Annotated in this window: 20 protein-coding genes and 2 tRNA genes; 7 read left to right on the top strand and 15 right to left on the bottom strand. The window is 72.0% G+C overall.

Annotated features, from left to right (window positions below):
• Nucleotides 1-143: 143 nt before the first annotated feature.
• Together LP52_RS04450 and LP52_RS04445 are read right to left on the bottom strand one after the other, a co-directional pair.
• Nucleotides 144-1,031: an SOS response-associated peptidase gene (locus tag LP52_RS04450; protein ID WP_040271017.1), complete on the bottom strand. Its 888-nt coding sequence runs from the start codon at nt 1,029-1,031 to the stop codon at nt 144-146.
• A gap of 77 nt (nt 1,032-1,108) precedes the next feature.
• Nucleotides 1,109-1,594: an OsmC family protein gene (locus LP52_RS04445; protein ID WP_040271015.1), complete on the bottom strand. Its 486-nt coding sequence runs from the start codon at nt 1,592-1,594 to the stop codon at nt 1,109-1,111.
• 150 nt (nt 1,595-1,744) lie between these two features.
• Between LP52_RS04445 and aroA the strand changes: the two genes are divergently transcribed.
• Both aroA and rsgA read left to right on the top strand, forming a co-directional pair.
• Nucleotides 1,745-3,019, top strand: a complete 1,275-nt coding sequence (gene aroA, locus LP52_RS04440) for a 3-phosphoshikimate 1-carboxyvinyltransferase (RefSeq protein ID WP_040271014.1) — start codon at nt 1,745-1,747, stop codon at nt 3,017-3,019.
• Nucleotides 3,016-4,008 (top strand): ribosome small subunit-dependent GTPase A, encoded by a 993-nt coding sequence (gene rsgA / locus LP52_RS04435; RefSeq protein WP_040271012.1) that lies wholly within the window; start codon nt 3,016-3,018, stop codon nt 4,006-4,008. Before aroA ends, rsgA begins: the two co-directional genes overlap by 4 nt.
• A 112-nt stretch (nt 4,009-4,120) precedes the next feature.
• On the opposite strand, the gene LP52_RS04430 is transcribed toward rsgA, so the two are convergent.
• Nucleotides 4,121-4,741 carry a TetR/AcrR family transcriptional regulator gene (locus LP52_RS04430; RefSeq protein ID WP_040271011.1) on the bottom strand — a complete coding sequence of 207 codons (621 nt, stop codon included), beginning with the start codon at nt 4,739-4,741 and terminating at the stop codon, nt 4,121-4,123.
• Nucleotides 4,742-4,832: 91 nt separating this feature from the next.
• On the opposite strand from LP52_RS04430, the gene hisN reads away from it, so the two are divergent.
• Complete coding sequence (gene hisN / locus LP52_RS04425) at nt 4,833-5,657, top strand: histidinol-phosphatase (protein ID WP_040271009.1); 825 nt, start codon at nt 4,833-4,835, stop codon at nt 5,655-5,657.
• Between the two features lie 71 nt (nt 5,658-5,728).
• Nucleotides 5,729-6,247 (top strand): hypothetical protein, encoded by a 519-nt coding sequence (locus LP52_RS04420; protein WP_052809421.1) that lies wholly within the window; start codon nt 5,729-5,731, stop codon nt 6,245-6,247.
• A 276-nt stretch (nt 6,248-6,523) separates the two neighbouring features.
• On the opposite strand, the gene LP52_RS04415 is transcribed toward LP52_RS04420, so the two are convergent.
• From LP52_RS04415 to LP52_RS04405, 3 genes are all read right to left on the bottom strand, one after another.
• Nucleotides 6,524-6,597: transfer RNA gene (locus LP52_RS04415), tRNA-Met, on the bottom strand.
• A gap of 188 nt (nt 6,598-6,785) precedes the next feature.
• A tRNA-Met gene (locus LP52_RS04410) sits at nt 6,786-6,862 on the bottom strand.
• A 117-nt stretch (nt 6,863-6,979) separates the two neighbouring features.
• Nucleotides 6,980-10,036, bottom strand: a complete 3,057-nt coding sequence (locus tag LP52_RS04405; RefSeq protein WP_052809420.1) for a UPF0182 family membrane protein — start codon at nt 10,034-10,036, stop codon at nt 6,980-6,982.
• Nucleotides 10,037-10,291: 255 nt separating this feature from the next.
• On the opposite strand from LP52_RS04405, the gene LP52_RS04400 reads away from it, so the two are divergent.
• A complete protein-coding gene (locus tag LP52_RS04400) occupies nt 10,292-10,825 on the top strand; it encodes a PPA1309 family protein (RefSeq protein ID WP_040271008.1) in 534 nt (177 codons plus the stop codon).
• Between the two features lie 79 nt (nt 10,826-10,904).
• Here LP52_RS04400 and LP52_RS04395 read toward each other — a convergent pair whose 3' ends face one another.
• The 3 genes from LP52_RS04395 to LP52_RS04385 form a co-directional block, all read right to left on the bottom strand.
• On the bottom strand, nt 10,905-11,960 hold the full coding sequence (locus tag LP52_RS04395; protein WP_040271006.1) for a YlbL family protein: 1,056 nt from the start codon (nt 11,958-11,960) through the stop codon (nt 10,905-10,907).
• A gap of 66 nt (nt 11,961-12,026) precedes the next feature.
• Nucleotides 12,027-12,464, bottom strand: coding sequence for a molybdenum cofactor biosynthesis protein MoaE (locus LP52_RS04390; protein ID WP_040271004.1), 438 nt, complete (start codon nt 12,462-12,464; stop codon nt 12,027-12,029).
• A gap of 85 nt (nt 12,465-12,549) precedes the next feature.
• On the bottom strand, nt 12,550-13,629 hold the full coding sequence (locus LP52_RS04385; RefSeq protein ID WP_040271003.1) for an NAD-dependent epimerase/dehydratase family protein: 1,080 nt from the start codon (nt 13,627-13,629) through the stop codon (nt 12,550-12,552).
• A 119-nt stretch (nt 13,630-13,748) separates the two neighbouring features.
• Here LP52_RS04385 and LP52_RS04380 point away from each other — a divergent pair, with 119 nt between their 5' ends.
• Both LP52_RS04380 and LP52_RS04375 read left to right on the top strand, forming a co-directional pair.
• Complete coding sequence (locus tag LP52_RS04380; RefSeq protein ID WP_040271001.1) at nt 13,749-15,212, top strand: zinc-dependent metalloprotease; 1,464 nt, start codon at nt 13,749-13,751, stop codon at nt 15,210-15,212.
• The gene (locus LP52_RS04375) at nt 15,209-15,793 is read left to right on the top strand and encodes an NUDIX hydrolase (protein ID WP_238580727.1); all 585 of its coding nucleotides are present in this window, start codon (nt 15,209-15,211) and stop codon (nt 15,791-15,793) included. Before LP52_RS04380 ends, LP52_RS04375 begins: the two co-directional genes overlap by 4 nt.
• A gap of 42 nt (nt 15,794-15,835) precedes the next feature.
• On the opposite strand, the gene LP52_RS04370 is transcribed toward LP52_RS04375, so the two are convergent.
• The 6 genes from LP52_RS04370 to LP52_RS04350 all read right to left on the bottom strand — a co-directional run bounded on the left by LP52_RS04370 (nt 15,836) and on the right by LP52_RS04350 (nt 20,952).
• Nucleotides 15,836-16,426 (bottom strand): M48 metallopeptidase family protein, encoded by a 591-nt coding sequence (locus tag LP52_RS04370; RefSeq protein WP_193789947.1) that lies wholly within the window; start codon nt 16,424-16,426, stop codon nt 15,836-15,838.
• Between the two features lie 229 nt (nt 16,427-16,655).
• On the bottom strand, nt 16,656-16,814 hold the full coding sequence (locus tag LP52_RS27615) for a hypothetical protein (protein WP_169775338.1): 159 nt from the start codon (nt 16,812-16,814) through the stop codon (nt 16,656-16,658).
• Between the two features lie 84 nt (nt 16,815-16,898).
• The gene (locus LP52_RS04365) at nt 16,899-17,177 is read right to left on the bottom strand and encodes a WhiB family transcriptional regulator (RefSeq protein ID WP_040270994.1); all 279 of its coding nucleotides are present in this window, start codon (nt 17,175-17,177) and stop codon (nt 16,899-16,901) included.
• A gap of 202 nt (nt 17,178-17,379) precedes the next feature.
• Entirely contained in the window at nt 17,380-17,664 is a 285-nt protein-coding gene (locus tag LP52_RS04360; protein WP_040270993.1) for a hypothetical protein, read from the bottom strand.
• A 293-nt stretch (nt 17,665-17,957) separates the two neighbouring features.
• Nucleotides 17,958-18,878: an acyl-CoA thioesterase II gene (tesB, locus tag LP52_RS04355; protein WP_040270991.1), complete on the bottom strand. Its 921-nt coding sequence runs from the start codon at nt 18,876-18,878 to the stop codon at nt 17,958-17,960.
• On the bottom strand, nt 18,850-20,952 hold the full coding sequence (locus LP52_RS04350) for an ATP-dependent DNA helicase UvrD2 (RefSeq protein ID WP_052809419.1): 2,103 nt from the start codon (nt 20,950-20,952) through the stop codon (nt 18,850-18,852). The genes tesB and LP52_RS04350 overlap by 29 nt, the downstream gene beginning before the upstream one ends.
• Nucleotides 20,953-21,190: the final 238 nt, after the last annotated feature.

Genomic DNA, 21,190 nt, shown 5'->3' with positions numbered 1-21,190 from the left:
ACGGTGCGCCGCCGACCGCGTCCGGTCGGCGGTGATCGAGTGATCGGGGCCACCCTACCCGCGGGCTGCGGGCGGCTTCCAGAGCGGCGGCGGAATCGGGAGGCGGATGCGGAGTGTGCTCGCGCGCGGCCGCAGGGCCCGTGTCAGAACAGTGTGGCGCTCTCGGCACCGGGGAGCCCCGGGGCCTCGGCGGGACGGAGCAGCTCGGGGCCGTTGTTGCGGACGCTGTTCACGGCGGTGCTCACCGGGGTGACGGAGAAGTCGCCCGCCGGCGTGGCCGACAGGGCGTGGTGCAGTTCGTCGGGGCCGGAGGCCGGGTCGAGCCAGACCTCCCACAGCTGCGGCGGGACCACCACGGGCATGCGCTCGTGGATGGCGCTCAGCTCGGGCGCGGCCTGGGTGGTGACGATGGTGCAGCTCCACAGCCACGCCGCGGGGTCGTCTCCCTGGCTCTCGGGGTCGCGCCGGCGTTCGAAGAGCCCGGCGAAGGCCAGCGGCGATCCGTCGGCGTAGCCGACGGCGTAGGGCTGTTTGCGGGACTTGGCCTTGCGCCGCTGGTGGCCGGAATCGGTCACCGGAGACGTGCCGGCCTCGGCCTCGCCCGGCCGGTCCTCGGGCAGCAGCTGCCACTCGTAGTAGACGTCGGCGGGGATGAGGCAGCGGCGGCGGGCGAAGGCGCTGCGGTAGGCGGGCTTCTCGGCGACGGTTTCGCTGCGCGCGTTGATCATCTTGTAGCCGACGTTGGGGTCCTTCGCCCACGAGGGCACGAGTCCCCAGCGCATGGTCCCCAGCGTGCGCGGTCCCCGGTACCCGCCGCCGTCGGCCGCGGCTTCTCCCGGAGGCGTGCCCAGCACGGTGTAGACGTTCTTGCCCGGTGCGACGTTGTAGTCGGGCGCCAGCTCCTCCAGCGGCGGCCGGGCGCGGGGATCGGCGGCGCCGTCGGCCGGGGCCGCGGTTTCGTCGGCCTCGGGGAAGTCGAACGCGAGCTGGAGCTCGTGCTGGTTACGGGCTTGGGCGTATCGACCGCACATGAGGGCAAGCCTAGCCGGGGGCGGTGACAAAGAGCAGCGCCCGTCTCCCCCGGCAGGGGCCGACACACCCGCCCGGCTCACTCCCCGCCCGCCACCCGGATCTCGGGCTCGTTGCGGACGGGGAAGTTCACCGACCGCGCGATGAAGCACTTCCCGTGCGCCTTCTCGTGCAGCTGCCGGGCGGTGGCGACCATGCCCTCCTCGGCGACGGTGACCACCGGGTGCAGCACAACCTCGTCGAACTCCCCGGAGGCGTCGCGGTGGGTGGTCATGGTGCCGGTGGCGGTGTCGGTGTAGGCGACGACGTCGATCTGCGCCGCCGCCGCCAGCGAGAGGTAGGACAGCATGTGGCATTCGCTGAGTGCGCTGACGAGCAGATCCTCGGGATTCCACCTCCCGGGGTCGCCGCGGAAGGCCGAGTCGGCCGAGCCCTTGAGCACGGGCCTGCCCTCGGCCTCGACGTCGTGCGCGCGCTCGAAGCCGCGGTAGCCGCCGCCGGTGCCCGAGCCGGTGTTGCCGGTCCATCGGACGTCGACTCGGTAGTGGTGGACCTTGTCGGCCATCTGAGCCTCCCCTTCCCGGGATGCCGTGCACTGCTTCCCCCGGCCTGCCGCGCTCCGCGGCCGGGCGGGCGCCGCCGCCCCTTCCCAGCCTCCCCCACCGGCGCGCCGCGGTCGATGCCGGCGTCCGCGCCCGCCGGTTAACCTTGGGGCATGCCCCGATCCGCGCAGCACTGGCCAGCACCGACCGCCCGCACGCCCGTGGACGCCACGGTCGAGCTTCCGGGCTCGAAGTCGATGACCAACCGCGCGCTCGTCCTGGCGGCGCTGTCGGAGACTCCCGGCATGGTGCGCCGCCCGCTGCGCAGCCGTGACACCGACCTCATGGCCGCCGCGCTGCGTTCGCTGGGCATCGGGGTGGCCGATGCCGGCGCCGACTGGGAGGTCGCGCCCGCGCGGCCGCACGGGCCCGCACACGTGGACGTCGGCAACGCGGGCACGGTCATGCGCTTCCTGCCACCGCTGGCCGCCCTGGCCGAGGGCGAGGTGGCCTTCGACGGCGACCCGCGGGCGCGCGAGCGCCCGGTCGGCCCGCTGCTGGAAGCGCTGCGGGCCCTGGGCGCCGACATCGACGACGGCAGCCGCGGTGCGCTGCCGCTGCTCATCCGCGGAACGGGCCGGCTGCCCGGCGGCGCCGTGGGTCTGGACGCCTCGGGCTCCTCCCAGTTCGTCTCGGCACTGCTGCTCAGCGGGGCCCGCTTCGAGCAGGGGGTCGAGATCCGCCACGACGGACCCCCCGTGCCCTCACGGCCCCACCTCGACATGACCGTGGAGATGCTCCGCGCCGCCGGCGTCTCCGTCGACACCTCCGAGCCCGACGTGTGGCGGGTGGTGCCGGGGCCGGTCAAGACCGGCGAGATCACCGTCGAGCCCGACCTCTCCAACGCCGCACCGTTCCTCGCCGCGGCGCTGGTCGCCGGCGGCCGCGTGACGGTTCCGGGGTGGCCCGAGCACACCACTCAGCCCGGCGACACGCTGCGAGACCTGTTCTCCCGGATGGGCGGCGACGTCGCCGTCGGCCCCGACGGTCTGACCCTGCACGGCACCGGAGAGATCCGCGGCATCACAGCCGACCTGCGCGAAGTCGGCGAACTGACCCCCACGATCGCCGCCGTGGCCGCATTGGCCTCCACCCCTTCGCGACTGACCGGCATCGCCCATCTGCGCCGCCACGAGACCGACAGGATCGCGGCGCTGGTACGCGAGATCAACGCGCTCGGCGGCGACGCCGAGGAACTGCCCGACGGGCTCTCGGTGCGTCCGCGACCGCTGCACGCAGGTGTGTTCCACAGCTACGACGACCACCGGATGGCCACCTCCGGCGCGGTGATCGGCCTCGCGGTGGACGGAGTGGAGGTGGAGAACATCGCCACGACGGCCAAGACGCTGCCCGGATTCCCCGAGCTGTGGGCCGAGGTGACGCGATGAGGGGCGGGCGGCGCGAACTGGGCGAGGACGACGTTCCCGTCCGCGCGCGCGGCGGCTCGCGCCCGCGCACCCGGAACCGCCCCAAGCACGAGAACGCCCGGCAAGGCTTCGTCACCGCCGTCGACCGCGGCCGTTACAGCTGCCTGATCGAGGACCGCCCCGTGGTGGCGATGAAGGCCCGTGAGCTGGGCCGCGGCAGCATCGTGGTCGGCGACCGCGTCGGGCTGGTCGGCGACCTGTCGGGCGAACCCGGCACGCTGGCGCGGGTGGTGCGCGTCGAAGAGCGCTCCTCGGTGCTGCGCCGCACCGCAGACGACACCGACCCCGTCGAGCGGGTCGTCGTCGCCAACGCCGACCAGTTGGCCATCGTCTGCTCCCTGGCCGACCCCGAGCCCCGGCCGCGCTTCGTCGACCGCTGCCTGGTGGCCGCCTTCGACGCCGGGCTGGAACCGCTGCTGTGCCTGACCAAGGCCGACCTGGCCGACCCCGGCGGCCTGCTGCGCACCTACGGCGGGCTCGACCTGCCCCACGTGGTCACCAGCAGCACCGGCGACCTGAGCGCACTGCGCGAGCGCCTGGCCGGCCGGATCAGCGTCCTGGTGGGCTACTCCGGCGTGGGCAAGTCGACGCTCGTGAACCTGCTCGATCCCGAGGCCGGACGCTCGGTCGGCCACGTCAACCCCGTCACCCGGCGCGGCAGGCACACCTCGACCTCTGCCGTGGCGCTGCCGTTCGAAGGCGGCTGGATCATCGACACCCCGGGCGTGCGCAGCTTCGGGCTCGCCCATGTCAGCCCCGACGACGTCGTGGCCGGATTCCCCGACCTCGCCGACGAGGTGGCCGAGTGCCCGCCCGGCTGCCCGCACGCCGTCGACACCCCCGGCTGCGCCCTGGACACCGGAGTGGCCCGGGGCCGGCTGGCGCCCGAGCGCGTCGACTCCCTGCGCCGCCTGCTGAGCAGCCGCGACGCCGAGGAAGAGCGGCACTAGCCGCGGTGTTCGGGGACGTCGGAAACGCGGCCGACGCCCCCGTTCCTCCACCGGGGTGCGATACAGCCCCTCGACCTCGCCGTCGGCCTGGAGCGGCGGTCCGATCGGGCGGTCAGGGCCCCGGCGCGCGGGTGCGCGCGGAATCCCGCGAGGCCTCCACCATGCTGCGCACCGCGAGCTGGACCCGCTGGGCGGCCTTGTCCGAAGCGGTGGGCAGCAGCACGTAGGACAGGGTGAGCCGCAGCGCCACCTCGGCCACCGCCTCGGCCCGCTCGGCGCCGATGTCGGGCAGGCGCTCGTGCAGGTACTGCGTCATCCGCGAGCCCAGCTCGACGTAGAGCGGCTCGGCCCGCGTGGTGAGCACCGGCAGCAATTCGGAGTCGCCGGTGATGATCGCTCCCAGCAGCGGGTCCTCGGCCGAGGCCGCCAGGGTCCAGCGCGCCGCCTCGCCCACCGCGTCCGCGGGGTCGCCGGCGGATCCGGCGAGGATGTCCATCACCGCGTCGAGGAACCGTCCCGCCTCGCGCACGACGACCGCCTGCAGCAGCCCTTCCTTGGCGCCGAACTCGTTGTAGAGCGTCTGGCGCGACACTCCCGCGCTCGCGGCGATGTCGGCCATGCGCATCCGCGCCCACCGACCGCCCACGACCTCGACGTATGCCGCGTCGAGCAGGCGTGTCCGCGTGCCCGCCGCCTCGCTGCGGGGGGTCGGCTGCTCACTCGCCTGGCCCATGCCGCCATACTGTCACGAACGTCTCCCAGTTCTCCTATCCGCAGGGTGCCGGTAGCCCGCACCGGCGCCCGGAACGGTAGCGTAAGCCGCCATGGCGTCCTTTGACGATGATCTGCGTCTGGCCCACGTCCTCGCGGACGCGGCCGACGACATTTCCCTGAAGCATTTCCGAGCGCTCGACCTCGAAGTCGACACCAAGCCCGACCTGACGCCCGTCACCGAGGCCGACCGTTCCGTCGAAGAGACGCTGCGCGGGGTGCTCTCCCGCGCCCGGCCGCGCGACGCGGTGGTGGGCGAGGAGTACGGCAGGACCGGTGTCAGCCACCGGGTCTGGGTCCTCGACCCCATCGACGGCACCAAGAACTACGTGCGCGGAGTGCCCGTCTGGGCGACCCTGATCGCGCTGCTCGAAGGCGACCGCCCGGTGGTCGGAGTCGTGTCCGCACCGGCGCTGACCCGCCGCTGGTGGGCTTCGCGATCAGGCGGCACCTGGTCCGGGCGCAGTCTGACCAAGGCGACCCGCTGCACGGTTTCGGGGGTGTCCTCGCTGGAGGACGCGTCCCTGTCGTTCTCCGAACTGTCGGAGTGGGAGGACCAGCAGCGCCTGGACAGCTTCCTCGGTCTGACCCGGTCGGTGTGGCGCACGCGCGCCTACGGCGACTTCTGGTCGCACGTGATGGTCGCCGAAGGCTCGGTCGACATCTCCGCCGAGCCGGAGCTGTCGCTGTGGGACGCCGCACCGCTGCCGGTCATCCTCGAAGAGGCCGGCGGCCGCGCGACCGACCTGCGCGGCCAGGACTTCACCGACGGCGGCCCGCTGGTCTGCACCAACGGGGTGCTGCACGACGAGGTGCTCACCTGGCTCAACGGCGGCCCCACCCCGGGCGGCGGGCCGGCTCCCCTGCGCCTGACCTGAACCCGTGCGCGCCTGCGGTGGGCGTTCCGGGCGTGGTTCGCGAGCCGCCGGGGCGTAGTAGTCTGCGGCTCGTGTCGCAACAGCTCATCAGCAGCCCCCTCCGCCTCCTGCTCCCGGCCGCCGCGGCGGCCTGCCTCGCGCTGACCGCCTGCGGGTCCGAGACCGGGCCGTCGCTGGAGGAGCTTGAGCAGCAGATCGCCCCGAGCGCCGACGCCGCGGCGCCGGTGACCGACCCGTCGGCGCTGGCGGAGCTTCGCTTCGACGCCGACGCCCTCGCCTGCGATCCGCGGATCACCGGCAACGCGCCCGGCGCGTGGGAGACCGCGGCGCCGCGCAACGGCGTCTCCAAGAGCGCGCCCCTCAAGCTGCGCGACACCGAGGGATCGGGCGAGGTCTCCGTCACGGCCACCGTCACCGCACCCGACGACAGCACCGTCGAGACGCAGGCGAAGGTCTCCGGCAGCGACTGGGCCGAGGTGGACTTCCCCGACGACTTCCCCGACGCGTCGCTGTCGAGCGGCGTCCACACCGTCGTGTGGACCACCGACAAGGGCGTCTACATCGCCTGCGACGGCTTCAAGGGCGATTGACATCCTCCCGGGCCTGAAGGCTCGGGATTCCCGCCTGCTCCCACACGGGGCGTGTGAATGGCTTCGGGCGGGTTCCCGCATCACCGCGCTGTGCGGGCACGGGTGCCCGTCTCGCGCACACCCGCCCCCGTCGACGCGCCTTCGGGGTGACCGGCCGCCGGTCTTCCCGGTGGGGTGCCGGTCTCGGGGTCTGCGGCGGACGGCGGGAGCCGCCGCCCGGAAGCGAACACAAAACGGCCCGGTGCTCGTTTCCGAGTACCGGGCCGCCATTCTGTGTAGCGGGGACAGGATTTGAACCTGCGACCTCTGGGTTATGAGCCCAGCGAGCTACCGAACTGCTCCACCCCGCGTCGATGTGTTTCCACACTATCGCGTCCGAGCCTCTGAACCAAATCGGATGGCTCGGCGCACTCCGTACCCCCGCAGGTGGGAACGCGGATCCGATGATCCCCAGAGGGAATCGGCGGACCGTGCGATCCGGATGCGGCGGGGGCAAAAAGAAAGATCCGGCTCCGGAATGCGAAACCGGATCTTTCCTTGGTAGCGGGGACAGGATTTGAACCTGCGACCTCTGGGTTATGAGCCCAGCGAGCTACCGAACTGCTCCACCCCGCGTCGATGTGTTTCCAACATTAGCGCTTCCGTGCGCCAACACCAAATCGGTGCGACCGCGGCCGCGGCGGAAGGAGCGCCTTCCGCCGCGGCCGCCGCAGCGATCACTGTGCAGAGGGCTCAGTCCGAGCCTCCGCCGCCGTCGCCTGAGGCCTCCTCGGCGCGCTGCAGGGCTTCCTCAAGGCGCTCGTTGGCCTCGTCGTAGGCGGTGAAGTCGCCGTCCTGCAGGGCCTGCCGGCCGTCCTCGTAGGCCTGAGCGGCGTCGTCGAGGGCCTCGGCGAGCTCGCCGTTGCCCCCGCCGCCTCCGCCGCCGTCCTGCTGGCCGCCGTCCTCCTGGCCGTCCTCGGAGCCGGAGTCTTGGCCGCCGCCCTCGTTCAGCGGGCCCTCACCGCCCTCGAAGAGGTTGTTCAGCCCCTCCTGGAGGTTGTTGCCGATCGCGACCTCCTCGCCGAAGCCGACCATGACCTTCTGCAGCAGCGGATAGGAGGTCTGGCTGCCTTCGGCTCGGACGTAGAGCGGTTCGACGTAGAGCAGGCCGTCGGCGAACGGCAGGGTGAGCAGGTTGCCCCTGATGATCCGCGACTGCTGGCTCTGCTGCAGCGGCAGCAGCTCGTCGCGGATCGCGTCGTCGGCGGAGAACTGCGCCTGCACCTGTCCCGGCCCCATGACCACCGTGTCCTGCGGCAGCTTCAGAATGCGCAGCTTGCCGTAGTCCTGCTCGGTGGCGTCGCTGTTGACCGCCAGGAAGCCGGCCAGGTTCTCGCGGCCGCGCGGCACGAACGTCGACGTGATGGAGAAGTCGGCGTCGTCCTCGCCCGGGTAGCCGATGGTCTGGCGGTAGGGCGGTTCGGGGCTGTCGCTCTCCGACGTGGGGTCGGAGGGAACGTTCCAGAAGTCCTGGCCGCCGTAGAACGCGTCGGCGTCGGTGATGTGGTAGCGCCGCAGCATCTCCCGCTGGACCTTCATCAGGTCGCCGGGGTAGCGCAGGTGCGACATCAGCTCGTCGCTGATCTCGCCCTTCTTGGTCATCACCTCGGGGAAGGCCTTGGACCAGGTCTTGAGGACCGGGTCCTCCTGGTCCCAGCCGTAGAGGGTCACGGTGCCGTCGTAGGCGTCGACCGTGGCCTTGACCGAGTTGCGGATGTAGTTCACCTGGTTGCCCGGCAGCGCGTTGACGGTGTCGGTGCTCTGGGTGAACGTGTCCTCGGTCGCGTCGGAGAGGTCGATCCGCTCCGAGTAGGGGTACATGTTCGTGGTCGTGTAGGCGTCCACGACCCACTTCACGCGGCCGTCGACGATGGTCGGGTAGACCTTGCCGTCGGCGGTCAGGAACGGCGCCACCCGCTCGACGCGGTCGGCCGGGTCGCGCTCGTAGATGAGGCGCGACTCCTCCGAGATCGCGTTGTTCAGCAGGATGTCGGGCTCCTGGTACCGCAGCGCGTAGAGGATGCGCTTGAAGAAGTTGCTCAGCTCGACGCCGCCGTCGCCGTCGTAGCTGTTGGTGCGCTGGCCGCTGCCTTCGCCGCCGTCTCCTCCTTCGCCCTCGCCCTGGCCTTCGGGGCTCTCGCCGCCTTGGCCGCCGCCTTCACCGCCGCCCTGGCCGTCGGCCTGGGCATCGGCCTGCGCATCGGCGGGCGCGTTGGCGTTGTCCGACGTGGGAGTGGGGGTGGCGCCCTCCTCGTCCTCGGTGGTGGTGACGTCGTCGCTGGTGCCGCCCAGAGGGAAGTCGTACTCGGGCTCGGCGTTGGCGATGACGTAGTCGGCGCCCTCCTGGCCGAAGTAGATCCGCGGCTCGTACTCGCCCGTGGTTTCGGACAGCTCGCCCTCGGGCGGGATGTTGTATTCGGTGAAGACCGGCCGCCCCTGGTTGTCCACCTGGTTGCCGGCCGCGGCGACGATCCCGAAGCCGTGGGTGTAGACGGTGTGCCGGGTCAGCCAGTTGTCCTGGTCCTGCGGCGGCCCCGACAGCTCGCGTGCGGCGATGATCGTGTCGACGCTGTTGCCCTCGCCGTCCTGGTAGCGGTCGACGGCCAGCACCTCGGGGAACTGGTAGAACCCGCGCACCTGCTGCATCTGCTGGAAGGTCTGGGACACCACGGAGGGGTCGACCAGCCGGACGCTGGGGATGGTGGAGGCCTCGTCGGACAGCTGGTCTGCTGACAGTTCGGTCTGCGCGTCGTAGTCGGTGACCTCGGCGCTGTCGATGCCGTAGGCGGCACGGGTGGCCTCGATCGTGCGCTGGATGAAGGGTCGCTCCACCCGCTGCTCGTTCGGGCTGACCTGGAACTGCTGCACGATCGCGGGGTAGACGCCGCCGATCAGGATGGCCGACAGCACCAGCAGGCCGAGGCTGGCCACCGGCATCATCACGTTGCGCACGTAGATGTTGGCGAAGAACAGCAGCGCGCAGACCACGGAGATCACCGAAAGGATGATCACGGCGTAGAGGACCGCGTTGACGTCGGTGTAGGAGGCGCCGAAGGTGTAGCCGCGGCTGGAGAAGACCAGCCCGTACTGGTCGAGCCAGTAGGCGGCGGCGCGCAGCAGCACGAAGACGCCCAGCAGGACCGACAGCTGCACGCGGGCGGCGGGGGTGGCGCGCTGGCCCTGGCCCTGCAGCCGGACGCCGCCGTAGAGGTAGTGCACGACGACCGCGGCGATGAAGGCCAGCACCACGGCCGCGAACAGGTAACCCAGCACCACCCGCAGGAAGGGGTAGGTGAAGGTGTAGAAGGAGATGTCGCGGCCGAACTGCGGGTCCTCGACGCCGAAGGACGCGCCGTTGGCGAACTGCAGGTAGGTACCCCACTCACCGCTGGCCGAGGCGCCGGCCAGCACGCCGAGGCCGGCGACGATCGCCCAGAAGAAGAGCTTGCGGCGCGGTTCGATCGACATCCGGTAGCGCGCCAGCCCCTGTTGTTCGGGGCTCATCGGCGGCGCCAGCGGTCGGCTGCGGTAGGCGAAGTACATGCTGGCGCCGACGGCGGCGGCCATGACCAGGCCGCCGACGACGAACATGAGCACCTTCGTGCGCAGCTCGGTGAGGAAGATCGACGTATACCCGACGGAGTCGAACCACAGGTAGTCGGTCCAGAAGTTCGCGGCGGTCAGCAACCCCGCGATGACGACGACCACGGCCACTGCGACAGGCGCGAGCAGCCGGGATCGGCGGGGCATTCGCGCGGACGGTGCGCCGGGCGATCGGAAGCTCACGCCTCCCCCTCATAGGTAGCACTGCGGGTCGGTCGGTTGGGGACTCGGGTCCCTTCGGTAACGCAACTTATTGGGTGGTGCGGGGGTTCCCGAAACCCCGCGCCAGCCGATGACAACATGACATCGACTGTGCCTCGGTCAGGCATCGGAGCGCCGTGGTGCGACTTTACTCCGTCGGCGGCGCGCTTTCCGGTCTCCCTCGTCGGCCACCATGGAGGGGTGTCTTTCAACATTCGCGAAGCCGTCCTCGAACTCGAGCGCCACGCCGCCGGACAAGGCTGGGACCAGCCGGTGCGCATCTACGCTCTGGTGCCGACAACCGACCTGATGGAGCGTGAACCCGCCCTGGCGGAGATGCTGGGGCTGACCGGCGACGTCCCCGCCGACGACCTGACCCCGGTGGAGCAGGAACCGCTGCCCGAGGACGTCCCGTTGGAGGAGGCGCTGGGCAGGATGGCCTGGCCCGAGGCGGTGACCGGATGCGCCCTGGTGATGGAGCGCCTGGTGGTGAAGGGTTCCGACGCCACGCTGGACCCGCCCGACGACGTCGACGCGGGAACGTGGGCGCAGAGCCAGGAAGGGCGTGAGGAGGTCCGCATGGTCGCGGGTGTGCTGCGCGACGGCAGCCGGCAGTCGGCGATGCGGATGCGCAGCCACGACTCCGAGGACGAGGTGCTCAGCGGCGAGGACCTCGTGCCGGCGCTGACTTCGGCGCTGGCGATCACGCTGGAGGAGGACGGCGAGGAGGGCTGAGGCCCGCTCCGGCGCTGTGCCGGCCCGGGAGCGGACCCGGGCGGTGCCGCACCGGCGCGCGCCGGTGCGGCCGGAGGGCTCAGCCCGGCTGGCAGCGTGCCAGGTCGCCGTCCTCGCCGGCGCGAATGGCCTCCAGCGCGCCGACGGCGTCGTCGAGCGTGTTCACCTTGACGACCTCGATCTCGCCGGAGGCGGCGGAGTCGAACGTCTGCGAGCAGCTCTCGCCGGCGACGAGGAAGTATTCGGCCCCCTGCTGCTGGGCGCTGACCATCTTCTGCGCGATGCCGCTGACACCGCCGACCTCGCCCTCGGGGGTGATGGTTCCGGTGCCGGCGATGTGGTTTCCGCCGGTGAGGTCTTCGGGGGAGAGCCGGTCCATGGTGCCCAGCGCGAACATCATGCCGGCGCTGGGGCCGCCGATCTCGCCGACGCTGATGTCGACCTGGAAGGGGAAGTCCATCCGGTCGGCGATGAGGATGCCGATGACGGGGTCTCCGTCGTCGTTCGCCTTGGTGCCGACCTCGACCTCGACCCGCTCGCCGTCCCGGTCGACGGTGAGTGCGACGGGGTCTCCGGGTTCGCGGTCGGCGACGAGTTCGACCGCCTCCTGCTTGTCGGCGACGGGCTCGCCGTCCACCCGGGTGATGACGTCGTCCTTGCGCAGCTTGCCGCGGGCCGGCATGTCCTTCATGACCTGGGCGACGTAGGCGCTGGTCTCGTACTCGACGCCCAGCTGGGTCAGCGCCGCCGCGGTGGCCCGGCGCTGGGAGCTGTTCATCTCCACCGTCTGGGTCTGGGTGATCTCCTCGACGCTTCGGTCCGGCGGGAACAGCGCCTCTTGGGGGATCACCGCCTGGGTGGGCGACAGCCATGCGCCGAGCACGGTGAACAGGTCCATGCGCACGTCGGGTCCGCCGGAGTACTGCACCGTGACCATGGACAGCTCGCCGCCCTCGTGGCTGTAGCTCTCGGTGCCCTCGATTTGGATGATCTTCTCGCCGTCGGCTTCGCCCAGGGTGTTCAGCGCGATGCCGGGCGAGGCGACGAGGTAGGGCACGGGCAGGAACACCGCTCCCGCCCCGAAGCCGACCAGCAGCAGCAACGCGACGATCAGGGTCATAGCACGACGGAACATGCTGCACAGCCTAAACGGCGCAGAGCGGACCCCGATCTGGACCCGCCGCGGGCGGCTGTCGGTCGGCTACTCCGCGCCGACCCACTCCGTGTCGCCGTCGGTGAACTCCTGGTGCTTCCAGATGGGCACCTCGGCCTTGAGGTCGTCGATCAGCCGGCGGCAGGCGTCGAACGCCTCGTCGCGGTGCCCGGCCGCGGCGGCCGCGACCACGGCGGTGTCGCCGATCTCCAGGTCGCCGACGCGGTGCAGGGCGGCCACCCGCCAGACGGGGCGGCCGTCGCCGGAGACGTCGGCCACGACCTTCTCCATGACACGCCGCATGTCGCCCTCGGCGCGCGGGTGGGCGGAGTAGGCCAGGCGCGCGACGGCGCGCCCGTGGTCGTGGTCGCGGACCGTTCCGACGAAGAAGGCGGTGCCCCCGGCGCGGGGATCGCCCACTGCGGCGAGGACCTCGTCGACCGAGATCGGGGTTTCGCGCAGTCCTACCAGGCTGATGGCATCCACATGAGCGACAGTATCAACAGCGCCGGCGCCGCGGCCGGAGCCGGATCGGCCCCTGATCGCCGCGCGCGGCCGCGGCCCGAGTGGGTCAGCGGCCGCGCCGCTTGCGCAGGCGGCGCACCGCGGCCGCGGTCCCGATGGCCGCCGCCGCGGCGCCTGCGGCGCTGGCCGCGGTGATGGTGACCTCCTTGCGGCCGACGTTGCGTCCCACCAGCGCGGCCTTGCCGCTGCGCGCCTCCAGCAGCGCCTGCAGCGCACCCGCGTTGTCGTAGTCCGGCCGCCATCCGCTTTCGCGCAGAGTCGCGCAGTCGACGACGCACGGGTAGACGAGGAACTTCAGTTCGGCGGCCGAGGCGGGGGTGATGCCCGCAGAGTGCAGCCGCTGTGTGGCGCCGAAGACCAGGTTGGCCGGCACGTCGAAGCGGCGCAGCCCCGCGATCTCCTCGGCTTCGGCCTGGTCGAGCGCGCCCTCGCACCCCACCGCCAGCGCGCCGTCCTTGCCTACGACTCCGTGCACGGCGACGTGTTCCAGGGCGCCGGCGAGGTCGTCGACGTGGCAGAACTGCCAGCGCTGCTCGCGGCCCCGAACGGTCAGCAGCCGCGGGGCGGAGAAGTGGCGGCTGAGCACGGTGTCCAGGCCGGGGCCCACCAGCGGCGCGGGCCGCACCACGGTCACCGAGAGGCCGGGGTGGGAGCGGCGGGCGCGGCAGGCCAGGTCCTCGATCTCCACCCAGTCGCCGAGGAGGCCGGGCCCGGTCTCGGTGCGGACTTCGGAGTCCTCGGACATCGGCACGGGGTTGTCGGGGTCGGCGCCGTGGACCATGGTGCTGGTCAGCAGCACGACCCGGGGTACACGCCGGGCGGCGGCCGAGGTCAGCACGGTCTGGGCCGCGCGCAGGTTGTCGGCGCGCCGCTGCTTGGGCGCGGTCGCCAGAGTGCGGTCGTCTCCGGCGTGCACGAGCACGTCCACGCCCGGCAGGCAGGCCGCCAGCCGGGGGTCGCGGACGTCTGCGGTGCGCCAGGTGACGCCCAGCGGGACGCCCGCAGCCTCGTCAGCGCTGTCGCCGATCGCCACGACTTCGGCTACATGGCCGGAACTAGCAGCCTTGACCAGGCGTTCCACAAGGAGACGCCCGATACCCTCGGCGGCGCCGGTGACAGCTACCACCGGCGCGCGGGGGCGTGTGGTGTGCTGTGGGCGAACCTGGCTGGTTTCGGTATTCACTCCGGGCGGCTCCCAGCTAACGTGACAGTGGAGACAAACCTAATCCTGCCTGAGGTCTAATCGTGAGCGACCTACCTTTTGGTTTCAGCATGCCGAACGACCCCGACGACGAGTCCGGGCGCCGATCGGGCGACTCCGGCTCGGGCGCCGGCAGCGGCCCAGGCGGTGGCGGCCCCGGCGGCGGCGAGCCGGGGATGCCGGGCGGCTTCCCGTTCGGCGATCCGCAGCAGATGGCGCAGATGCTGCGCCAGTTCGCCGACATGATGGCAGCCCAGTCCTCGACCGGCGAGCAGCAGTCCGAGTCCGCCTCGGTCAACTGGGACATGGCCAAGAACATCGCCCGGCACGCGGTCTCCCAGAAGGGCGACTCCAGTGTCGGCGCGCACGATTTCGCCAAGGTCGAGGAAGCCCTGCGACTGGCCGACCTGTGGACCAACGAGGCCACGGCGCTGCCGTCGGGTGTGCACACCATGCAGGCCTGGAGCCGGTCGGAGTGGATCGAGAAGACCATGCCGACCTGGTCGAAGCTGTGCGAGCCGCTGACCCGGCGGCTGGTGGAGTCCATGGGCCAGAACCTGCCCGAGGAGATGCAGTCCATGGCGGGCCCGCTGATGGGCATGGTGCGCCAGATGGGCGGCATGCTCGTGGGCCAGCAGGCCGGCCAGGCCATCGGCGAGCTCGCCGGCGAGGTGGTGGGCTCCACCGACGTCGGCCTGCCGCTGGCCGGCGAGGGCACCGCGGCGCTGCTGCCCGACGGTGTCGCGGCCTGGGGCGAGGGCCTGGGCATTCCCGAGGACGAGATCCGGCTCTACCTGGCCGCGCGCGAGGTCGCTCTGCACCGGTTGTTCGGGCACGTCCCGTGGCTGCGCGGGCACGTGTTCAGCCTGGTCGAGGAGTACGCCCGGGGCATGTCCTTCGACATGAGCGGGCTTGAGGAGAAGCTCGGCCAGGTCGACATCGCCAATCCCGAAGCACTGCAGGAGATCCTCTCGGGCAGCGAGGGCGAGGGCCTGTTCCAGCCGCAGGACACCCCGCAGCAGAAGGCGTCGCTGGCCCGGTTGGAGACGGCGTTGGCGCTGGTCGAGGGCTGGCTGTCGGTCGTGGTCGACTCCGCGGTCGCCGAGCGGCTGCCGCAGTCGGCGGCGCTGGCCGAGGCCACCCGCCGGCGCCGGGCCACCGGCGGCCCCGCCGAGCACACCTTCGCCACTCTGGTGGGTCTGGAACTGCGGCCGCGCCGGCTGCGCGACGCCGCGGCGCTGTGGAGCGCACTGGAGGAGGCCCGCGGGATCGAGGGGCGCGACGCCGTGTGGGAGCACCCCGATCTGATGCCCTCGGGAGAGGACCTGGACGATCCCCAGGGCTTCGTGCACGGCCGCGGCGGCTCGGAGGCCGACGAGATCGACATCAGCCAGTTCACCGCCGGCTCCGCGGACGCCCCCGAGGAGTCCTCCGGCGACAAGCGGGCCGAGGGCGAGGGCGGCGACGACCGCGGGGAGGGCCCCGGCACGGGCGGAGGCTCCGCGTGAACGTGACCGGGCTGCACGCCGGCGCCCGGCGCGAACTCGCCGACTGGAGCGCACCCGATGCCGCACAGGAGGAGCTGCGCCGCTCCTATCTGGACCATCTCGACCGCCACCCCGACGCGATGTCGCGCGCCTGTATGCCCGGGCACCTGACGGCCAGCGCCGCGGTCGTCGACCCCGGCGGCACGCGCGCGGTGCTGACCCTGCACCGCAAGATCGGCAAGTGGCTGCAGACCGGCGGCCACTGCGAGGAGGGCGACCTCTCCCTCGGGGATGCTGCCCTGCGCGAGGCGGCCGAGGAGTCGGGCCTGAGCGGCCTGCGGCTGCTGCCGGGGCCGGTACGACTGGACCGCCACCGGGTGGGTTGCGGCGGCGGGACCTGGCATCTGGACGTGCAGTACGCGGTGGTCGCCGCGGCTGAGGACGCGGTGCTGACCCGCGACGCCGCCGAGTCGGCGGATCTGGGCTGGTTCGGCGTCGAGGAGGTCCCCGAGCCCACCGACGAGGCCTGCCGCCTGCTCGTTCGCGCGGCGGCGCAGGCCGTGCGCGCGCAAGCGGGACGAGACTCGGCGGCGCGCCGCTGACCTGCGCGTGCCCGGTGCCGCGCGTCGGGGCGGGCCCGCGGGTCAGGCGCTGTCGGAGCGGTCGAGTCCGGATGAGAGCCCGTCGTCGATGTCGTCGTCCTCTTCGCCGACCTCGCCGCTGCGGCCGTCCTCCAGGCGCGGGGCCGCGCTGACGCCCTCGAGGTAGCCGCGGGCCCGCTCGGCCTTGGGATAGCGGTGCACCAGGTCCCAGAACTCCTGGCCGTGGTGCGGGATGATCAGGTGCACGAGCTCGTGCACCAGGACGTAGTCGACGACCCACGACGGCATGCCCGAGAGCCGGCGCGACAGCCGGATGGAGCCGTTCTCGGGCGTGCACGAGCCCCAGCGGGTCTGCTGGTTGTCGACCCAGCGCACGCTGGAAGGGCGGGCGAGGCCTTCGAGGTAGCGGTCGGCGAGGTCGAGTGCGCGGGACTGCAGCGACTCGTCGTCGGGGCGGCGGCGCTCCTCGCGTGCCTCAAGTCGCTCCAGCATGCGATCGACCCAGCGCTTCTCTTCGGCGCGGGAGAACGAGGCTGGTACGAGGACGACCGTCTTGTCCCCGTCGCGGTAGGCCGACACCGTGCGCCGCCGGCGGGGACTTCGGCGTACCTCGACCTTGGTGTTCTGAGGCACAGATTCACGGTAGCTCAGACCGGGCCGACGACACAGGGCCGTGTTGCCACTTTTTGTTCCTTATCGGAAGTGATGACCCGGTCTGCCTGCGGCTACAGCGGCGCAACGGAGCGCAATCCGCGGTGACCTGCGGAACCCTTACCGCACCTCGCGTGACCGGTTCCGGCCGACAACGGGCCGGGGCCGGCCCACGCCGTGTTCGGCCGGACCGGCCCCTGAAGGGGTCACATCAACATAGGCGTGACCACGACACTTCCATGAGCAGGCTTTCGGCGCGGCGGCGCTCGCGCAGCTCGGCGCGCAGCCTGCGGGCCGAGAGCCGGCGGCGCTCACGCTCGCGCCGCTGGTCGACGTTCATCTGCAGGTTCACAAGCTCGTAGAGCAGCATTTTCCCGGGTCCTTTTCGTTCATGCAGGTAGTGCGGTTTCGAGGGCCGGTGGTCGGCGGCGGGCGGAGGGTCCGCGGCGGGCGGTCAGGCCGCCACGGGCTCGGCGTCCTTCCGGGGACGGCCGCGCGGGCGCTTGCGCGGCACGACCTTTCCGGAGACGAGGAGCTGGCCGCCCCAGACTCCCCACGGCTCCCGACGCTCAAGGGCGTCGGCCAGGCACTGCTCACGGACCGGGCAGTCCGCGCAGATCGCCTTGGCCGCCTCGACGTCCGCCGGTGCTTCGGCGAAGAAGAGGTCGGGGTCCTGCCGGCACGGGATCTCGGTCTCGCCGAAACTCGACGTCTCCAGGACCGACGCAAGCATCGGTGTCCTCCCTGATCTGTGGTGTCGAACGCGGTTGGCGGCTACATCGCCGGACGTCTGTGCGTCCGGCTACGGGGCCAGGACCTGCGATCGGCGGAGACGCTCCCGGGACCTGCCGGAACGGCGGTCTCCACTGAAGATCAAAATGGCCGCGGCCCCTATGTGGGGTCCGCGGCCACGGGGAAGACACCCGGCCGGTGTTCTAGGCCGGTATGCCCCGTGGACACTCCCCCACGACGCCCTTGGGGCGCGGGGTTCCTGCTGCGGGCTCGGTTTCCAGTCGGCTGATATCCGCGGTACGGGCACTGCGGGCATAGAAACGCCCGTGCTCGACACCGGGACGCATCCGGACGGCGCCGCGGGCGATGCCCTGGACGCCGAGCAGCTGCGACTCAGCACACGTGGCGCCGCTGCGCACGGTGTCCCAGGACATGGCGACGAACTCGCCGGAGACGACGACGGAACCGGGCCGCATATTCACGATCATCGGATGGGACACCTCCCCTCGGGGCCGGGCCGCGGACTCTCGTCCGCCGCCTGCGCGGGCGCTGACGGAGTCAACACTAGAGTGGCGCCGACACGACCGGCAAGCAATTTTTGACCTGGTGTTTCGTCCGGACTCGGCCACTGCGGCGATGGAATGGCCAACCTCGGCAGGGCGTTGGAATCGGGTCCGCTCATCCGGATCCCGAGGCCCGGGACCGCCGATCGCGGGCTCCGTCCGCAGGCGGTCCGCAGGCCGCGGACCGGACCGCGGGATACGGAGAAGCCTGCGAGGGTTCAGGACTCGCCCGAACCGTCGGAGTCGAGGACGCGCAGCAGCCCTTCCTGCACCACCGAGCACACCAGGTCGCCGTCGCGGGTGAACACCTGGCCCCGAGCCAGGCCGCGCGCGCCGCCGGCGGCGGGGGTCTCCTGTGCGTACAGCAGCCAGTCGTCGGCGCGGAAGGGCCGGTGGAACCACATGGCGTGGTCGAGACTGGCCATGGAGATGCCGGAGAACGTGCGCCCGTGGCGCAGCAGCACGGTGTCGAGCAGCGTCATGTCCGACGCGTAGGTCATCAGGCACACGTGCAGCATCGGGTCGTCGGGCAGGCTGCCGTCGACGCGCAGCCACACCAGGTTGTCGGTGGTGCTCAGGCTGGGATCGCGCTCGACCTCGAAGGACAGCGGGCCCACAGGGCGCAGATCGATCGGGTGCCAGCTGGCGAAGCGCGGTACGCGGCCGAAGGCGTTGTAGAGCCGCTCGCGCATGCTCGGCAGCTCCTCCGGGCCGGGCGCCTCGGGCATCGAGACGCGGTGCTCCAGTCCCGGCTCGTCCTTGTGGAACGACGCCGAAAGCGTGAAGATCGCCTTTCCGTGCTGGACCGCCGTGACACGCCGCGTAGTGAAGGAGCGGCCGTCGCGCACGCGGTCGACGTCGTAGACGATCGGCACCGAGGGGTCGCCCGGGCGGATGAAGTAGGCGTGCAGGGAGTGCACCCGCCGATCCTCGGGCACGGTGCGGCCCGCGGCCACCAGCGCCTGGCCGGCGACCTGCCCGCCGAAGACCCGTTGCGGCCCGCCGTCGGGGCTGCGGCCGCGGAAGATGTTGTCTTCGATCCGCTCCAGGTCGAGGATCTCCAGCAGGCCGTCGACGGACTGGCCCTGCTGGGCAGGCGGCTCGGCGGTGTCAGTCGGCCTGCTCTGTGCGTCCCCCATGGGGCACTCCTCCTCGGTACTCGGCGGCGGGTTCGTCGCCTGCGCATAGGGCCAGCACGGCATCACCGTAGCGCTCCAGCTTGACGGCTCCCACGCCGGACAGGCGCGAGAGTGCGGCCTTGTCGGCCGGCAGGTGCTCGGCGATGGCCTGCAGAGTGGCGTCGGTGAAGATCACATAGGCCGGGAGCCGCTGCTCCTCGGCTACGCCGCGACGCCAGGCCTTCAGCCGCTCCAGCAGCTCCTCGTCGTAGTCGGCCGGGCAGTCGCCGCACCGCGCAAGCTTGCGTTCGGCGGCCTCGGTGAGGGTGTTCCCGCAGATCCGGCAGCGCACCAGCTTGGCCTGTCTGCGGTTCTCGCGGTTGGCCAGCGACGGCGAGGCCGGGCGCAGGCCGTCCAGGAAGCGCGAGGGCTTGCGGGACTTGCGGCCGCCGGGCGAGCGGGCCAGCGCCCACGACAGCGAGAGATGCTCGCGGGCGCGGGTGACGCCCACGTAGAACAGTCGGCGCTCCTCTTCGATCTGGTCGGCGGACTCGGCGAAGACGATCGGCATCAGGCCCTCGGTCAGCCCCACCAGGAAGACGGCGTCCCACTCCAGGCCCTTGGCCGAGTGCAGGGAGGCCAGCGTGACGCCCTCGTACTCGGGCGCGTGCTCGGTGGCCACGCGGGCCTCCAACTCCTCGACGAAGTCGTCCATGGCGGCGCCGGGGCGCGCCGCGGCGACGTCCTCGGCCAGTTGGGCCAGCGCAGCCAGCGATTCCCAGCGCTCGCGCGCCTGGCGGCCCTCGGGTGCCTCGGGGGTCAGTCCGAGGGGCGCGAGGATGTCGCGCACCGTCTGCACAAGGGGGTCGGAGCCGGCTCCCTGGCGGGCGCCGCGGAGGGTGTGCACGGCCTGGCGGATCTCGGGGCGTTCGAAGAAGCGGGTGGCGCCGCGCACGGTGTAGGCCACCCCGGCGTCGGCGAGCGCCTGCTCGTAAGCCGCCGACTGGGCGTTGGTGCGGAACAGCACTGCGATTTCGCGCGCGGGGACTCCGGAGTCGATCAGTGCGGCGATCTTGCGTGCCACCGACGTGGCCTCGGCGGGCTCGTCGTCGTACTCGGTGTAGAGGGGGTCGGGGCCGTCGGGGCGCTGGGCCGACAGCTCCAGGCGGTGCTCGGCCGCCGGGCCGCGGGCGTGCTTGAGCGCGCCGTTGGCCACGCCCACCACCTGCGGCGTGGAGCGGTAGTCGCGGACCAGCCGCACCACGGTCGCGTGCGGGTACGCGGCCGAGAAGCCGGTGAGGTAGCCGGGGGTCGCTCCGGCGAAGGAGTAGATGGTCTGGTTGGGGTCGCCCACCACGCAGATGTCGTCGCGGTCTCCCAGCCAGGTGTCCAGCAGCAGCTTCTGCAGCGGGTTGACGTCCTGGAACTCGTCGACGACGAAGTAGCGGTACTGGGCGCGCACGCGCTCGGCGATCTGCGGGTGCTCGGCGATCATGGCCGCGGTCAGCTCCAGCATCGACTCGAAGTCGAGCAGGTTGCGGTCGCGGCACTGCTCCTCGTAGGCCTCGTAGACGCGTGCCACGTCGTGGACGGGCATGGGCGCGGTGCGGCCGACTTTGGCGATGGACTTCTCGTAGTCGGCGGGGCGCACCTGGGTGGCCTTGGACCACTCGATCTCGCCGGCGAGGTCACGCAGGCCCGTGCGGTCCAACTGCAGTCCGCAGGCGTAGGCGGCGCGCGAGACCTCCTGGATCTTGCTCTCGACGAGGGTGGGCATCGGTCCCCCGACCGCCTGCGGCCAGAAGTAGGAGAGTTGGCGGATGGCCGCGGAGTGGAAGGTGCGCGCCTGGACCCGGGGCGCGCCCAGCGAACGCAGCCGGCCGCGCATCTCGCCGGCGGCGCGGGTGGTGAATGTCACCGCGAGGATCTGCTGCTCGGTGGCGACGCCGCTGGCGACCGCGTGCGCGATTCGGTGGGTGATGGCGCGGGTCTTGCCGGTGCCGGCTCCGGCCAGGATGCACACGGGTCCGCGCAGGGCGCGCGCCGCCTCGAGCTGTTCGGGATCGAGTCCCTCCAGCACGCGGTCGGGGTCCATGCTTGCGCCTCCATTCCGCTCCGGCCCGGCCGGAGCACCGGGCGGGCCGTGGGGTTCGGGTCGTGACGGCTCGGCGTATCAGCGGCCGGCCGCGGCCGCGCCGATCACATCCGTCCACTCAGTCTCTCAAGTCTCGGGGGGCGGCGCGCCCGGAGGAAGCGCGGCCGGACCGGTTGTGGACGCGCCGCACGCGCCGGGCGCTGCGGGCGCCCCCGCCGGTCGCGGCGGGGGCCGCCGC

The organism is Streptomonospora alba (assembly GCF_000826685.1).
Lineage (GTDB): Bacteria > Actinomycetota > Actinomycetes > Streptosporangiales > Streptosporangiaceae > Streptomonospora > Streptomonospora alba.
This window is presented reverse-complemented; position numbering and strand designations above follow the sequence as displayed.